Source organism: uncultured Castellaniella sp. (genome assembly GCF_937988725.1).
GTDB lineage: Bacteria > Pseudomonadota > Gammaproteobacteria > Burkholderiales > Burkholderiaceae_B > Castellaniella.
The window spans coordinates 1366213-1381165 of sequence record NZ_CALKHS010000010.1; the positions used below are offsets into that span (position 1 = coordinate 1366213).

General features: G+C 68.3%; 18 protein-coding genes. 7 read left to right on the plus strand and 11 right to left on the minus strand.

Annotation, left to right across the window (positions count from 1 at the left end):
• Positions 1–13 precede the first annotated feature (13 nt).
• From Q0263_RS16830 to glp, 3 genes are read left to right on the plus strand one after another with little or no spacing between them, the layout of a single operon-like run.
• Positions 14–490 (plus strand): molybdenum cofactor biosynthesis protein MoaE, encoded by a 477-nt coding sequence (locus Q0263_RS16830; protein WP_298018846.1) that lies wholly within the window; start codon positions 14–16, stop codon positions 488–490.
• A complete protein-coding gene (gene moaB / locus Q0263_RS16835; RefSeq protein ID WP_298018849.1) occupies positions 487–1014 on the plus strand; it encodes a molybdenum cofactor biosynthesis protein B in 528 nt (175 codons plus the stop codon). Before Q0263_RS16830 ends, moaB begins: the two co-directional genes overlap by 4 nt.
• 2 nt (positions 1015–1016) lie before the next feature.
• Positions 1017–2225 carry a gephyrin-like molybdotransferase Glp gene (gene glp / locus Q0263_RS16840; RefSeq protein ID WP_298018852.1) on the plus strand — a complete coding sequence of 403 codons (1209 nt, stop codon included), beginning with the start codon at positions 1017–1019 and terminating at the stop codon, positions 2223–2225.
• Between the two features lie 57 nt (positions 2226–2282).
• Here glp and Q0263_RS16845 read toward each other — a convergent pair whose 3' ends face one another.
• The 5 genes from Q0263_RS16845 to Q0263_RS16865 form a co-directional block, all read right to left on the minus strand.
• Positions 2283–2957 carry a molybdenum cofactor guanylyltransferase gene (locus Q0263_RS16845; protein ID WP_298018854.1) on the minus strand — a complete coding sequence of 225 codons (675 nt, stop codon included), beginning with the start codon at positions 2955–2957 and terminating at the stop codon, positions 2283–2285.
• A 2-nt stretch (positions 2958–2959) separates the two neighbouring features.
• The gene (gene moaA, locus Q0263_RS16850; RefSeq protein WP_298018857.1) at positions 2960–4042 is read right to left on the minus strand and encodes a GTP 3',8-cyclase MoaA; all 1083 of its coding nucleotides are present in this window, start codon (positions 4040–4042) and stop codon (positions 2960–2962) included.
• A gap of 13 nt (positions 4043–4055) precedes the next feature.
• Positions 4056–4517 (minus strand): universal stress protein, encoded by a 462-nt coding sequence (locus Q0263_RS16855; protein ID WP_298018860.1) that lies wholly within the window; start codon positions 4515–4517, stop codon positions 4056–4058.
• Between the two features lie 69 nt (positions 4518–4586).
• Positions 4587–4949, minus strand: a complete 363-nt coding sequence (locus Q0263_RS16860) for a TIGR01244 family sulfur transferase (protein WP_298018864.1) — start codon at positions 4947–4949, stop codon at positions 4587–4589.
• Positions 4946–5797, minus strand: coding sequence for a ChbG/HpnK family deacetylase (locus tag Q0263_RS16865; protein WP_298018867.1), 852 nt, complete (start codon positions 5795–5797; stop codon positions 4946–4948). Before Q0263_RS16865 ends, Q0263_RS16860 begins: the two co-directional genes overlap by 4 nt.
• Here Q0263_RS16865 and Q0263_RS16870 point away from each other — a divergent pair.
• Entirely contained in the window at positions 5796–6188 is a 393-nt protein-coding gene (locus tag Q0263_RS16870) for a GtrA family protein (protein ID WP_298018871.1), read from the plus strand. The genes Q0263_RS16865 and Q0263_RS16870 overlap by 2 nt on opposite strands.
• Here Q0263_RS16870 and Q0263_RS16875 read toward each other — a convergent pair.
• Positions 6148–7803, minus strand: a complete 1656-nt coding sequence (locus Q0263_RS16875; RefSeq protein ID WP_298018874.1) for a glycosyltransferase family 39 protein — start codon at positions 7801–7803, stop codon at positions 6148–6150. The two genes, Q0263_RS16870 and Q0263_RS16875, sit on opposite strands and share 41 nt — an antisense overlap.
• The gene (locus tag Q0263_RS16880) at positions 7800–8849 is read right to left on the minus strand and encodes a glycosyltransferase family 2 protein (RefSeq protein WP_298018877.1); all 1050 of its coding nucleotides are present in this window, start codon (positions 8847–8849) and stop codon (positions 7800–7802) included. The genes Q0263_RS16875 and Q0263_RS16880 overlap by 4 nt, the downstream gene beginning before the upstream one ends.
• 184 nt (positions 8850–9033) lie before the next feature.
• Between Q0263_RS16880 and Q0263_RS16885 the strand changes: the two genes are divergently transcribed.
• From Q0263_RS16885 to Q0263_RS16895, 3 genes are read left to right on the plus strand one after another with little or no spacing between them, the layout of a single operon-like run.
• Positions 9034–9456, plus strand: coding sequence for a group III truncated hemoglobin (locus Q0263_RS16885; protein ID WP_298018880.1), 423 nt, complete (start codon positions 9034–9036; stop codon positions 9454–9456).
• Complete coding sequence (locus Q0263_RS16890) at positions 9434–10753, plus strand: NnrS family protein (RefSeq protein WP_298018883.1); 1320 nt, start codon at positions 9434–9436, stop codon at positions 10751–10753. The genes Q0263_RS16885 and Q0263_RS16890 overlap by 23 nt, the downstream gene beginning before the upstream one ends.
• A gap of 16 nt (positions 10754–10769) precedes the next feature.
• Positions 10770–11228, plus strand: a complete 459-nt coding sequence (locus Q0263_RS16895) for an Rrf2 family transcriptional regulator (protein WP_298018886.1) — start codon at positions 10770–10772, stop codon at positions 11226–11228.
• A gap of 17 nt (positions 11229–11245) precedes the next feature.
• Here the strand turns inward: Q0263_RS16895 and Q0263_RS16900 are convergent, their stop codons facing one another.
• The 4 genes from Q0263_RS16900 to narH are packed head-to-tail and all read right to left on the minus strand — an operon-like array spanning position 11246 to position 14950.
• Positions 11246–11992, minus strand: coding sequence for a peptidylprolyl isomerase (locus Q0263_RS16900; protein WP_298018889.1), 747 nt, complete (start codon positions 11990–11992; stop codon positions 11246–11248).
• 12 nt (positions 11993–12004) lie between these two features.
• Positions 12005–12694: a respiratory nitrate reductase subunit gamma gene (gene narI, locus Q0263_RS16905; protein ID WP_298018892.1), complete on the minus strand. Its 690-nt coding sequence runs from the start codon at positions 12692–12694 to the stop codon at positions 12005–12007.
• A gap of 10 nt (positions 12695–12704) precedes the next feature.
• On the minus strand, positions 12705–13397 hold the full coding sequence (narJ, locus tag Q0263_RS16910) for a nitrate reductase molybdenum cofactor assembly chaperone (protein WP_298018895.1): 693 nt from the start codon (positions 13395–13397) through the stop codon (positions 12705–12707).
• 11 nt (positions 13398–13408) lie between these two features.
• On the minus strand, positions 13409–14950 hold the full coding sequence (gene narH / locus Q0263_RS16915) for a nitrate reductase subunit beta (RefSeq protein WP_298018897.1): 1542 nt from the start codon (positions 14948–14950) through the stop codon (positions 13409–13411).
• Positions 14951–14953 lie beyond the last annotated feature (3 nt).

Sequence of the window (14953 nt, forward strand, 5' to 3'; positions counted from 1 at the left end):
GCCCCGCATGCGAATGAACGACATGGTCCTGATCCAGACGGAGCGCTTCGACGTCGGAGCGCTGATCGAACGACTGCAGGCCCGCACGGCGGGCCGGGCCGGCGCCCTGGTGCATTTCCTGGGCACCGTGCGCGACTACAGCCCGGATTCCGGGTCGCGCAGCCTGTTCCTGGAACACTATCCCGGCATGTGCGAACGGGAAATCCAGGCGCTTTGCGATCGCGCAAGACAGCGCTGGGACATCCTGGATACGCTGGTGGTGCACCGCGTGGGCGAACTGCCCCTGGGCGACCCCATCGTCTTCGTGGGGGTCGCCAGCGCCCATCGCGGCGAAGCCTTCCGCGCCTGTGAATACATCATCGACGCCCTCAAGACCCGGGCGCCCTTCTGGAAACGCGAAACCCTGGCGGACGGCCAGGCCTTCTGGGTGCAGCAAAAGGACGCGGACGCCTTGAAAACCGAACAATGGGACGCCCCCTCCGAATCATGAAAGCCGATCCGACCCAAGCCCCCGTGCAGTTGCGGTGCGCCGTGCTGACCGTCTCCAGCCGCCGGCAGGCGCGGGACGACACCAGCGGCGACTACCTGGACCAGGCCCTGCGGGACGCCGGCCACACGGTGCGGGCCCGCGCCCTGTGCCCGGACGATCGCTACCAGATCCGCAAGGTCCTGAGCGACTGGATCGCCGACCCGGACATCCAGGTCGTCCTGTGCAACGGCGGCACCGGCTTCACCCACCGCAAATCCACCATCGCCGCCGTCACCCCTCTGCTGGACCAGATCGTGCCGGGCTTCGGCGAACTGTTCCGCCATCTGTCCTGGCTGGACATCGGGGCCTCGTCCCTGCAGTCCGACGCCCTGGGCGGCATGGCCAACGACACCCTGGTGTTCTGCCTGCCGGGATCCACCGGCGCCTGCCGGCTGGCCTGGGAAAAGATCCTCCAGCCGCAGCTGGACAGCCGCCAGCCCCCCTGCAATTTCGCCAGCGCCTACCGCGCCCGGACCCCCGACTGATCATGCTGGATTTCGATACCGCGCAGGCCCGCCTGGCCGCCCGCGCCCGCCCCCCCGAGCAGCAGGAAACCCTGCCGCTGGCCGCCCTGTACGGCCGCGTGCTGGCCCACGACGTCGTGGCGGCGCTGGACCTGCCCCCCGCCGACAACAGCGCCATGGACGGCTATGCCGTCCGCGCGGCCGACACCGCCGCCGCGCCGGTCACCCTGCCGGTCCAGCAGCGCTGTTTCGCCGGACAGGCGCCCGAAGCCCTGCGGCCCGGACAGGCGATCCGCCTGTTCACCGGCAGCGTCATTCCGGCCGGCGCCGACACCGTCGTCATGCAGGAGGACTGCCAGGAAGACGAATCCGGCGTCGCCTTCCAGGCGCCCGCGTCCCCGGGCCGGCACATCCGCCGCCGGGGCGAGGACATGCGCCAGGGCAGCCGCATCCTGGTCCGGGGCGCCCTCCTGGGCGCCGGCGAGATCGCCATCCTGGCGGCCCAGGGGTTCGCGCAGGCATCCGTCTACGCGCCGCTGAAGGTCGGCATCCTGACCACCGGCGACGAACTGGTCGCGCCCGGCGATCCGCTGCCGCCCGCCGCCATCTACAATTCCAACGCTCCCATGCTGGCCGGCCTGTGCCAGGGCCTGGGCACGGCGCCCGCGCTGCTGCGCCACGCCCGCGACGACGCCCGCGCCATCGAGGCCGCCCTGGAAGAACTGACCGGGGCCTGCGACCTGGTGCTCAGCGTGGGCGGGGCCTCGGTCGGGGAAAAAGACCTGGTCAAGCCAGCCATCGAATCCCTGGGCGGCGCGCTCGACCTCTGGCGGGTGCGCATGAAGCCGGGCAAGCCGGTCGCCCTGGCGGACCTGAACGGCCGCCCCGTGGCGTGCCTGCCCGGCAATCCGGTCTCGGCCTTCGCGGTCTTCACCCTGCTGGTCAGTCCCCTGATCCGGGGACTGCAGGGCCGCGGCCGGATCCTGCCGCCCACGCGGCACGGCATCCTGGAAACGGACCGCCCCCTGGGCGGGGATCGGGATGATTTCATCCGCGTCCAGGCCGCCCTGACGCCTTCCGGCACGACGGTGCTGACGCCCCACGCGCAGCAAAGCTCCGGGGCCCTGAGCAGTCTGGCCTGGGCGGACGGGCTGGCGCGGATTCCGGCGGGCAGCCTGCTGTCGTCCGGCGCCGAGGTCACCTGGTACGCGCTGCCGGACTGGCTGCGCTGACGTCCCGCGAAGATCCGGCGCATACGGCGCCGGGCGCATGCGCGAAGCCGCGCCCGATCAGGCCGCGCCGGCTTTCCGCCGGTCCCAGAGATCCCAGTCCCGGGGCGTGTTCAGATTGACCAGGCAGTCGGGGCCGGCGAAGTCCACCGCCCTGGCCTGGCGGCCCTGCAGCCAGGCCTGCACCTGGCGCCCGCCCGATTCCACGAAGTCCTGCAGCGCCGCGCGCTGCCGGCGATGCAGCAGCACGCACAAAGGATGCGGGCCGTCGGGGGTGCGGGCGTAGGCGGGATGCTCCGGACTGGCGGCGGCGGCCAGCCGCGACAGCAGGTCCGCCGGCCAGCGCACCACATCCACGGGCAGGACGAACAGCCAGGCGGATTGCGCCCGGCCCAGGCCCGCCAGCACGCCGGCCAGCGGCCCGCAGTCCCGGTGCCCGGCGGCATCGGCCACGACCGCGCCATACGCGGCATAGGCCTGCGCGTTGCGGTTGGCGCTGATATGGATCCGCTCGACGCCCTGCTCCCGCATGAACCGGCAGGCGTGCGCGACCAGCGGCTCTCCCTGCCAATCGCGCAGTCCTTTGTCGATATCGGGTTCGGCGGGGGTCCGCATGCGCCGCGACCGGCCACCCGCCAGGATCAGGCCGTCGACGGGCTCGCGGCCCGCTTCGCCGAGCGCGGCGCCCGGATGTCCGGAGGATGCGGGGCCGTCGATCGGCGCGGGGCCCGGCACGATCAGCCCCCGATGTAGCTCATTTCGATCTTGTGGTCGCGATGAGCCTGGCCGCGCCGTTCGGAATAGCGGTCGCCGCGGGCCTGCCAGACGCCGGCCAGGCGGTCGCGCAGGGCCTGGTCGCCGGCGCCGGAACGCAGCAGGGCCCGCAGATCGTGGCCCTGTTCGGCGAACAGACAGGTGAAGAGGCGGCCTTCGGGCGACAGGCGCAAGCGCGTGCAATCGCCGCAGAACGGCTGGGATACGCTGGTGATCAGGCCGATTTCACCCGCCCCGTCGGCGTAGGCCCAGCGGCTGGCGACCTCGCCGCGATACTGCGCCTGGGCCGGCCGCAGGGGGAATTCGTCGTTGACCAGGCGCACGATGTCCGCGCCCGTGACGACTTCGTCCATGCGCCAGCCGTTGCTGTTGCCGACGTCCATGTATTCGATGAAGCGCAGCACGTGGCCCGAGCCCCGGAAATGGCGGGCCATGGGCAGAATCTGGGCATCGTTCATGCCCCGGCGCACGACCATGTTGACCTTGACGGGCGCCAGCCCGGCGCGGGCGGCGGCATCGATCCCCGCCAGCACCGTGGCGACGGCCACGCCGCTGTCGCTCATGCGTTCGAACAGGGCGTCGTCCAGAGCATCCAGGCTGACCGTGACGCGGTTCAGCCCGGCCCGTGCCAGGGCGTCCGCCTTTTTCGCCAGCAGCGTGCCATTGGTCGTCAGGGTCAGTTCGGGCGCCTGGCCGTCTGGCCCGCGCAATTGCGCCAGCATGGCGACCAGGACTTCGATCTGCTTGCGCAGGAGCGGTTCGCCGCCGGTCAGGCGGATTTTCCGCACGCCCTGGGAAACCGCCACGGCCGCCACCCGGGTGATTTCCTCGAAGGTGAGCAAGGCGCTGTGCGGCAGGAATGCGTGATCGGACCCGAAGACCTCGCGCGGCATGCAGTAGGTGCAGCGGAAATTGCAGCGGTCCGTGACGGAAATGCGCAGATCGCGCAGGGGCCGCCCATAAACGTCGCGCACGGCATCGCCCGGCGCCAGGGCGGGCGCCGGGCGATGCCGGTCTTCGGGCCGATGGAAGATGACGCGGCTCATGGGATGGCCGCGATCAGTCGTTTTCCTTGACGCGATAGACCAGGGTGGCGACCTTCGCCAGACCCAGGACCTTGACCGTGACGCTGCCCAGCAGCAGGCGGGACAGGCCGCTGCGGCCGTGGCTGCCGATGAAGATCAGGTCGCAGTCTTCTTCCTTCGCGGCGTGCACGATGCCGTCGGCCACGTTGAAATTGGACACGGCCTTGCCGCTGGCCTTGACCCCGGCGGTCGCGGCGCGATCGAGCACCTGCTGCAGGTACTTCTGCGCCTGTTCGGCCGCCGTGCGGTCGTAGTCTTCATCCGTGATGGCATAGGCGGCGGCCATGCCGTCGAATCCGACCGTGGCGGCGAAAGGCTGCGTGACATGCAGCGCGACGATTTCGGCCCCGATGGTACGGGCAAAGCAGACACCCTTGTTGGCGGCCTGGGCCGAGAGTTTGGAGCCGTCCGTAGGGATCAGGATTTTCTTGAACATGCGCGGATCATCCAAAAAGCTGAATAGAGACTTCAGCATACCTGCTGAACAGCCGAAATAACAGTCGGATCAGCCCTGGGATTGATGTGACGCAGATTCCTGGGCGGCCTGAAACAATTTGGTGCAACGTCCGCCCGAACGGCAGAACGCCAGCACCGGGCCGGGAAGTTCCTGCAGCAAGCGGGAAAAATCGGCCACGTCGGCCGCCGTCATGGCGCCGCTGACCACGGGCTGGTAGCGCGCCTGCAGGCCCGCCGCCCGCGCCGCGCTCAGCACGTCGGCCGACAGAGGCTGGTCGGGGCCGCCTTCGCCGTCCGGACGATTGATGATGACGGACTTGAAGCCGGCGTCGGCCAGGGCCTGCATGTCGGCGGGCTGCAATTGCCCCGTGACGGCGAAATCGGGGGCCAGGGGTTGATAGGATACGGTCATGAGGGCTCCTTGCGGGGTTCCGTCCCCGCGATCTCCAAACGATGATCGGCCAGCCAGCGCGCCATCGGCGCGCCGGCCAGCACGGCGTATTCGGCCTGGCGCTGGGCGGCCAGGGCATCCTGCGGATCGCCGCCCCATGCGGGGTGGCACATCAACACGTCGCCGTCCCGGGCCTGGGCCAGCCAGCGGGACATCCAGGCCTCGTAGGCCGGGATGCCTCCCTTGAAATCATACACGCCCAGGAACCCCGCGTTCTGTGCAAATCCGGCCGCCCGCGCGCGGCGGCGCAGCCCCGCGGCCCCCAGGCCGGCGATGACCCGCGCCTTGGCGCGCAGGCGCCAGGGCAAGCCCGCCAGGCGGGGACGGCCCGTATCGCGGATCCAGAGCCCGGCGGCCGCATCGGCTCCCAGGATGGACAGCAGCGCGTCGCGCACCCCCGGCAGCTGGTGCACGTGCTGGTGGCCGTCCACGTAGTCCGGCGAGCGGCCGGTCAGCGTCCGGAAGAGGCCCAGTTGCCGGGCGACGCTGTCGCGCACCTGATCCTGCGGCAAACGGCGCAGGTAAGCGGCCTGGATCAGCGACTTCAGGGGCAGACATACGCCGGGCTGGCCGAAGGATTCCGTCAGGTTCAGGTGCAGGCCGATCTGCAGCCGGGTGTCGAGCAGGGCCGGCAGGTTCCGCGACGCCGAGGGGCCGTCGACCAGCAGGCTGGTGGCCGACAGGCGGCCCAGCTCCGCCAGGCGCAGGATGCCGGCATCGACGGCGTCGTTCATCCCGAAGTCGTCGGCGCACACTACAATGCGGCGGTATTCGGAATCGGAGCTGGCGCGCGGGCGGTCAGGATTCATGTTCAAAAAACTCTACACCCAGATCGGCTGGTTCGTCATTGTAGGCTGCGCGGCGGCCGCCACCCACTGGGCGGTCGCCGTCGCCTGCGTGGCCTGGGCGGGGCTGGCGCCTCTGCTGGCCAACGTGGCGGGATGGCTGGTGGCGTTCGGCGTGTCCTTCACCGGCCACTACCGGCTGACGTTCCGCCACCAGCAGGCCCCCCTGCTGCAGGCGGCCCTGCGATTCTTCCTGGTGTCCGCCCTGGGTTTCGCCGTGAACGAAGCCGCCTACGCCACGCTGCTGCGCATCACCCCGATCCGCTACGACATCCTGCTGGCGCTGGTCCTGATCGGAATCGCCGGCATGACCTTCATTCTGGGGCGCTACTGGGCGTTTCGCCACAGCCGCTGACGGCATCCCCGGCGGCGATCCGCCACAGCCCCATCTTGCGCGACTGGGCCACGGGCGCCCGCCCCGCCAGCGCCGGCAGGCGGTCGGCCTCGTCCAGCCAGGCCATCAGCCAGACGGCCGGGCGATCGGAGCGGCACAGGAAATCCTGCAGACGCGACGGCAGCCACAGGACATCCGTCCCATGATCCGGCGCGAACGAGGCGGCTTCGGCCAGTTCGCGGCGCCAGTCGTCTCCCCGGAAGATGCCGGGATCGTTCCAGTCCGTCACCACCACGACGGGAGACCGCCAGTCGGCATACATCGGCACGTCGTAGGCGAACTGATCGAACATCACCAGGCGGTCGCCCGGCGCGGCGGACTGCGCCAGCACCTGGGCCAGGGATTTCGAGCTGCGTTGCGGAAAGGCCAGCAGGACCGCCACGGCCAGCAGACAGACGCCCATGGCGATCAGGGCGTGGCGCACCAGGCTGCGGCGCACGCTCGGGGCGGTTTCCGCCTTGCGCTGTTCGAAGGTTTCCTGGATGAACCAGGCCAGCGGCGGCAGGACGGCGATCACGTAGCCGACCAGCTTGGATGTGGGAATCGAAAAGAACACCAGCACCACGGCCAGCCAGGACAGCATCAGGCCGCGCAGGACCCCGCGATCCACCTGTTCGGGGCGATTGGCGGGCGGCACGAAATCCGCCTGCAGGGGTCCGTGCAGATAGAGCCAGCGCCACAGCTGGATCGACCAGGGCAGGGTCAGCCCCAGGACGACGGGGACATAGAACCAGAAGGGGTGCGGATTGTTGAAGCCCGTTTCCAGGAAGCGCTGGAAATGCTGATAGACGATGTAATAGTCGAAGAACCCGGGGTAGCGTGCCTGCATGGCCGCCATCCACGGCAGGATGAGCGCCAGGAACAGCAGGATGCCGGGCCACCACAACAGGCGGCCCATCGCCCGGTACCGGCGCCGGCCCAGCAGCCAGAAGAACAGCACGCCGCCCGGCAGGACGACGCCGATCAGGCCCTTCGCCAGGAAACCGGCCGCCGCCAGCACGTACATGCCCAGGATCGCCGCGCGATCGGGGCGCTGTTGTTCGCGGCGGAACACCGCGTCGGCCCCGGCCATGACCGTCAGGCTGATCAGGGCGGCCACCAGCATGTCCAGATTGGCGTAATGGGCGGCCCCGAACAGAAAGGGCTGCACCGCCAGGATCAGGACCGCGCGGCCGGCGACGGACAGCCTCGCGTAGCGGCGCAGGAAAAGATAGAACACCGTGACCATCGCCGTGGCCGCCAGCACCGACACCAGGCGGCTCGCCCAGGCATTGTCGCCGAACACCGCCAGGGCGCCGGCCGTCAGCCAGTAGAACAGGGGCGGCTTGTGGAAAAAGGGCATGCCGTCCAGGCGCGGCGTCAGGTAGTCGCCCGACATCAGCATGTGCCAGGCCACTCCTACGTAGCGGCCTTCGTCGGGCAGCAACAGGGGGTACGCCCAGGTCGTGGCGGCCAGCCAGACGAAGGTGAGCGCCGCCACCCAGCCCCAGGCGGCGCGTTCCTGCATGCCTTGCCAGGCGGACTCGGCGGCATCGACCAGGCGATGAGCAGCGCGACGGAAACCGGACAGGTTCATGCGTCGATATCCCCCGAACGGCCGGCGTCGCTGTCGGCGCCGCCGGCTCGCGCCGGCTGGCCGGAACGCGGCGACGGACCGCCCTGGCGTTCCCCGGACCAGGGCGGCGCCCCGCCCCCGACCCTTTCACGCAGCAGGTAGACCGGACGGCCCTTGACCTCGGTGAAGATGCGCGCGATGTATTCGCCCACCACCCCCAGCGACATCAGGTTGACGCCGGAAAAGAACAGGACGACCGTGATGAGCGTGGCCCAGCCGCGCACCGGATCGCCAATGAAGAAATGCGTGATCACGATCAGCAGGCCATAGACGAAGGCCGCCAGCGACAGGCAGGCGCCCAGCAGGCTGAGCAGGCGCAGCGGCCAGGTGGTGAAAGCGGTCAGGCCGTCCACGGCGAAGCGCAGGAGCTTCAGCGGATGGAAGCGGCTGACCCCATGCCGGCGCTGCGGCGGCGTGTAGGGCATGGCCTCGGCCTGGAAGCCCACCCAGGCGAACAGGCCTTTCATGAAACGGTCGCGTTCCGGCAGGCTGAGCAAGGCATCGACCACGATGCGGTCCATCAGGCGGAAATCCCCGGCGTTGGGCGGCACGGTGCGGCCGTCGGACGTGCGCATCAAGGCATAGAACAGGCGCGAGCCCAGCCGTTTGAAGGGGCTTTCGTCCTGACGCGTGGCGCGCACTGCATAGACCATCTGCACGCCCTCGCGCCAACGGTCCAGCATGGCGGGAATCATCTGCGGCGGATGCTGCATGTCGGCGTCCAGACAGGCCACGACCGTGCCGCGGGCGGCCTCCAGGCCGGCGGTCAGGGCGGATTCCTTGCCGAAATTGCGCGACAGGCGCAGATAGACGATCTGCGGATGCAAGCTGCACCAGTGCCGCATCAGGTCCGGCGTGCCGTCCGTGCTGCCGTCGTCGACGACGATGATTTCCAGCGCATCCACCTGGGATTCCAGAGTCGCCAGCAGTTCGGGCAGCAAGATGCCCAGATTGGCCTGTTCGTTCAGGCACGGGACGACACACGACAGAAACACGGGCTCGGACATGGATACCAGCGGGCGGCAGAAGGCGGATTTCGGGGGGCTTACCGACAAGACGTTGATGATAACTGAAGGGCGGGCGGGCCGGCCATCCACAAAGCGGTTTTCCGCATCGCCTGCCGCTCTTTACGTTCAACCATAAAGATACCTATAATAGGAACCTTTAAAACCCACCCACCGGAAACTTCGCATGGACGACCCCTTTGTCTGTACGGAAGACGAAATCGTCACCCTCGTTCACCACTTCTACCGGCGCGTGCGCCAGGACGAGGTGCTGGGGCCGATTTTCGACGCGCACATCGACGACTGGGACGAACATCTGGAACGCATGGTGCGCTTCTGGTCGTCGCTGCTGCGCCGCACCGGCACCTACAGCGGCACGCCCATGCCGCGCCACGTGGCCCTGCCCGGCCTGGAAGGCCCCATGTTCATCCGCTGGCTGGACCTGTTTCGCGAGACCCTGGGCGAATTCGACAATCCGGCCTTCGTCGCCCAGGCCCAGGATTTCGCCCATCGCATCGCCCGCAGCCTGTGGTACGGCTACCAGATCAGCCACCATCCCGATCAACCCATGACCGAATTCGACGACCATGTCCCGTCTGCTGAACGTTGAAGAAACCCCCGCCCGGGCCGTCCCGGCCAGCCCGTCCATGGCGGCCTTCCTTGCCCTGGGCTTTCGCCCGCTGTACATCGCCGGCGCCGGCTGGGCGGTGATTTCCATCGCCCTGTGGATCTTCGCGCCGCAGCTGCTGGGCGAACCGCTCACGCTGGTGGCCTGGCATGCGCACGAAATGCTGTGGGGCTTCATCATCACCATCGCCGTCGGCTTCCTGCTGACGGCCAGCGCCACCTGGACGGGATTCAACCCGCTGCAAGGCCGGCCCCTGGCCGCTCTGTGCATCCTGTGGTGCGTCGCCCGCATCGGTTTCCTGGCGGGCGGCCTGACCGCCTTCTGGATCGCGACCGCCGCCGAACTGCTGTTCTTCCTGGGAACCTCGGCCGCCCTGGCCCGCGTCATGTTCAAGGGCCGCAGCCGCCGCAACTACGGCATTCCCGCCCTGATCCTGGCCCTGGGCGTGGCGGATCTGCTGTACCTGCTGGCGGCCCTGCAAGGCAACTATCTGGTGCTGATGGAACGCTTCGACCTGGGCCTGATCGGCATGGCGGTCGTGGCCCTGCTGATCGCCCGCCGCGTCATTCCGTTTTTCGCCATGCGCATGGTGCCGGGCCTGCAGATTCCCATGCTGGTCCGCTCGGGGCATGCGCAGATGGTCTTCAGCGTCCTGGCGCTGGCGGCGGGCGTGCTGGCGCAGATCACGGGCGCTCCCATGGCCCCGGGCAGCGGCCCCCACGCCCTGCCCCTGATCATGGCGGCCAGCCTGGGCGTCACGGGGCTGATCAGCCTGGTGCAGCTGGCCTGCTGGAAGCCGCAGGCGGTGCTGCGCAAGCCCATGCTGTGGATCCTGTATCTGGGCTACGCCTTCATCGGCATCGGCCTGCTGGCCGCCGCCTGGAAATTCAGCAACCTGTTCGACCCGGCCATCCTCAACGGCGTGCTGGCCCGCAGCGCCACCCACGTGCACCTGATCGGCCTGGCGGGCTTCTGCATCCTGATCATCGGCATGCTGACGCGCACCGCCTTGGGCCACCTTGGGCGCCCCCTGGCGCTGGACCGCAGCATGCTGGCGGGCCACTGGCTGATGGTGCTGGCCGCCCTCCTGCGTCTGGCCGCGCTCTGGCCCTCGGCCGCCAGCCTGCATCTGCTGCACCTGGCCGCGCTGGCCTGGATCCTGTCGCTGGGGCTGTACCTGTGGCGCTTCGTGCCCATGCTGATCCGCCCGCGGCCGGACAAGCCCGTCCCGGCGGCCGCCCCCAAACCGGCGACGATCCAGCCGGCCCGGGCCCGCTGATCACCGGACGCCCATCATGCGATTGACCAACATGAGCGACTACGCGGTCCGGCTGCTGATGTATCTCAGCGGCCATCGCGACCGGCTGTGCACCATCGCCGAAATCGCCCAGTTCTACGGGATTTCCGAACCGCACCTGATGAAGATCACGCACCGGCTGGCCCAACATGGCTGGATCCGCACGGTGCGCGGCAAGAACGGCGGCATGGAGCTGGCCCACGAGCCCGGCGACATTTCCCTGGGCGCCCTGATCCGCGACATGGAAAACGACCTGGCCCTGGTCGAATGCATGGGTCCCGGCAACCACTGCATCCTGACCGGCCACTGCGGCCTGAAGCCCGTAATCGCCGGGGCGCTGCAGGCGTTCATGGACTACCTGGACGCCCGCACCCTGGCTGACGTACTGCCGCCGGCTCCCCTCACGACCACCCCCGGGACCGCGATACCGATCCGCAAGATCGCCAGCGCGCGCTGAACGCGGGGCCTGCCGGCCTACTGCACCAGCGGCGAATCCGCCCCCTGCATGGGGATTCCCTGGATCCGCGCCGCGCCCACCAGCTGCTGCAGATACTGATGCACGGCGCGGCGATAGCTGGATTCCTCCAGCCAGGCGGCCAGGCGGTCGCGCGCGTCTTCGAAAGACACAAGGCGGCCCTCGACCTTGCGGCCGGTGCGCACGATGTGAAAACCGAAGCGCGTCTCGACCAGTTCGCCCGCCAGGGTGTATTCCGGCAGGGCGAAGACGGCCTTTTCGAATTCCGGCACCATCTCGCCCCGGCTCAGCTCGCCCAGGGCCCCGCCCTCGGCCCCCGACGGGCAGTTGGAATATTCGCGGGCGAAGGCGGCGAACTGGCCCACGCCCTTGCGATGCAGTTCCGCCAGGTGCAGGTTGGCGCGGGACCGCAGCTTCTGCACGTCCAGGCCGGACGTGGCCTGGAACAGAATGTGCCAGACCTCGATCAGGTCCCCTTCGCGGAATTCGTCCGGATGCTGCTCGTAATAGCGCCGGCAGCTGGCCTCGTCGGCCTGCGGGGTGCGGACGTCCTCGGCCAGCACCGCCGCCAGCAGGGCTTCGTCGCCGTCGGCGTTCAGCTCCAGTTCGGCCCCCCGCTGGCGGATCAGCTCGCGCAGCACCAGTTCCTGGCCGGCCGCCAGGCGCGGATTGGCTTCCTGTTCATGGTTCGACACCTCGGCCAGGATGGCGGCCTCGGCGATGACGACATCATTCACGGTGATCATGCGGCTTCCCCATCAGCGGCGCGGACGCACCAGTTGCCACGGCCGCGCCAGATAGGTGACGGAGGCGAAACCCGACCACACGTGCACCAGCCGGGTGAAGGGAAAGATCACGAACAGCGTCATGCCCAGCACCATGTGGATGCGGTAGATTTCCGGCACGCCCGCCAGGGCGCCCGCCGCGCCGGCGCGGAAAGTCACGATGCGCTGCGCCCAGTCGCCCAGCTGCACCATGACCGCGCCGTCCGTGTGATGCACCGACGTGAACAGCGACGCCAGCCCCAGGCCCAGCACCAGCAGGATCCACAGCAGCGTCACCCAGTCCGACACGTTGGTGTTGTGATGCAGGCGGATTTCCGACCAGCGGCGATGGATCAGCAATACCAGGCCGATCAGGCAGATCACCCCCAGGATGGCCCCCACGACGATGGCCATCAACTGCTTGAACTGCGTGGTGACGCCGAAGGCGTGATACACCCACGGCGGAGTCAGCAGCCCCACCAGATGCGTGAAGAACAGTGAGATGATGCCGATGTGGAACAGATTGCTGCCCCAGCGCAGCGACCCGGAGCGCAGCAGCTGGCTGGAATCGCTTTTCCAGGTGTACTGTTCGCGCTCGAAGCGCACCAGGCTGCCCAGGAAGAACACGGTCAGGGCAATGTAGGGATACACCCCGAAAAAGAACAGGTCGAGTGTGTCTTTCATGATGGTCTCCTCAGGTGGGGCTGCCGTCCGGATGGCCGGCCCGCGCGCGCGGCGGGTGGAACACAAGGGGCTGGGCGCCGTCGCCCGGGCGGCGCATCAACAGGGGTTCGGTGCCGTCCGCCTGGGGCCCGAAGGTGATCATGGTTTCCTCCATGTCGCCTTCCGGGGGATCGGGCAGGACTTCGGGCTGCACCGCCGTCATGGCGCGCAATTGCGCGAACACGCAGGCGTAGGGGCTGTCCGATTCCGCCAGCTTGTCGCCCAGGCGGGCCAGCACGTGGATGGCGTCGCCCAGCAGATCTTCGGCGGCCGGGGGCGGCACCTGCCCCAGGAATTCCAGGAACAGCGGCACGTAATCCGGCAATTCGGTGGTGGCGGGCTCCAGGCCGTGCTTGAGATATTCCTGCTGCAGATCGACCATGGCCTGGCCCCGGTCGCGGGACTCGCCATGCACGTGCTCGAACAGATGCAGGGAATGCGCCGCCCGCCGGTCGAAGGTGGCGACATAGGCTTCCTGCAGATCGATCACGTCGTCGAAACCGCGCAGGAAGACGAACAGCGGGTCCAGGCGTTCCCGCGCGGGGGCCGGCAGCGCATCGGACAATTCCGGCAGCGCGTCCAGCCAGTCCTGCTCGGGATAGCCCAGCAGCACCGACAGGACGGAAAAGACAGGAGAGTCCTGGGCAGTCAAGGTATGCGTCATGGCGGGCTTCCTTACGCGGTCCTGGCCGGGTCCAGGAAGACCACGGACGGTTTGCGCCTGTTGCGCGGCTTGCCGAACAGCGAACCTTCGGAACTGCCGCCCGAGCAGCCGTTGCCGAAGGTGAAGCCGCAGCCGCCCCGGATCTCGAAGGCGTTCTCGGCATTTTCCCGATGCGCGGTGGGGATCACGAAGCGGTCCTCGTAGTTGGCGATGGCCAGGTAGCGGTGCATGTCCTCGACCTGGTGCAGCGACAGGCCCACCTGGTCCAGGATGTCCTGCCGTTCCTGGCGGTCCACGGACCGCGCCCGCATGAAGGCGCGCATGGCCAGCATGCGCTCCAGCGCCACCGCCACGGGGGCCTCGTCGCCCGCCGTCAGCAGGTTGGCCAGGTAGCGTAGCGGGATGCGCAGGGACTTGACGTCGGGGATTTCGCCGAAGGCGCCGATCTGGCCGCTGTTGGCCGCCGACTGGATGGGCGAGAGCGGCGGCACGTACCAGACCATGGGCAGGGTGCGGTATTCGGGGTGCAGCGGGAAGGCGATCTTCCATTCGACCGCCATCTTGTAGACCGGCGAATTGCAGGCCGCATCCAGCCAGTTTTCGGGGATGCCGTCGGCCAGGGCCTGGCGGCGGACCTCGGGATCGTGCGGATCCAGGAACAGGTCCAGCTGGGCCTGGTAGAGGTCCTTTTCATTGGGCATGCTGGCGGCGGCCTCGATGCCGTCGGCGTCGTACAGCAGCACCCCCAGATAGCGGATGCGCCCGACGCAGGTTTCGGAACAGACCGTGGGCTGACCGGCCTCGATGCGTGGGTAGCAGAAGATGCACTTTTCCGCCTTGCCGGACTTCCAGTTGTAGTAGATCTTCTTGTAGGGACAGCCCGAAATGCACATGCGCCAGCCCCGGCATTTGTCCTGGTCGATCAGGACGATGCCGTCTTCGGCGCGCTTGTAGATGGACCCCGACGGACAACTGGCGACGCAGGTCGGATTGAGGCAGTGCTCGCACAGCCGCGGCAGATACATCATGAAGGTGTTCTCGAACTGCCCGTAGATGTCCTTCTGCACGGCCTCGAAGTTGTAGTCCTTGGACCGCTTGGCGAATTCGCCGCCCAGGATCTCTTCCCAGTTGGGCCCCCATTCGATCTTTTCCATGCGCTGGCCGGTGATCAGCGAACGCGGCCGGGCCACGGGCGGCGTCGTGCGTTCCGGGGCCTTCTGCAGATAGTCGTAATCGTAGGTGAAGGGCTCGTAGTAGTCGTCGATCTGCGGCAGGTTGGGGTTGGCGAAGATGCGCGACAGCAGCTTCAGCTTGCCGCCCTGGCGCGGTTCGATGCGGCCGTTGGCCTTGCGGCGCCAGCCGCCGTTCCAGCGGTCCTGGTTTTCCCATTCCTTGGGGTAGCCGACGCCGGGCTTGGTTTCCACGTTGTTGAACCAGGCATATTCCATGCCTTCGCGGGACGTCCAGACATTCTTGCAGGTGATCGAACAGGTGTGACAGCCGATGCATTTGTCCAGATTCAGGACCATGGCGACTTGTGCGCGGATTTTCATGGA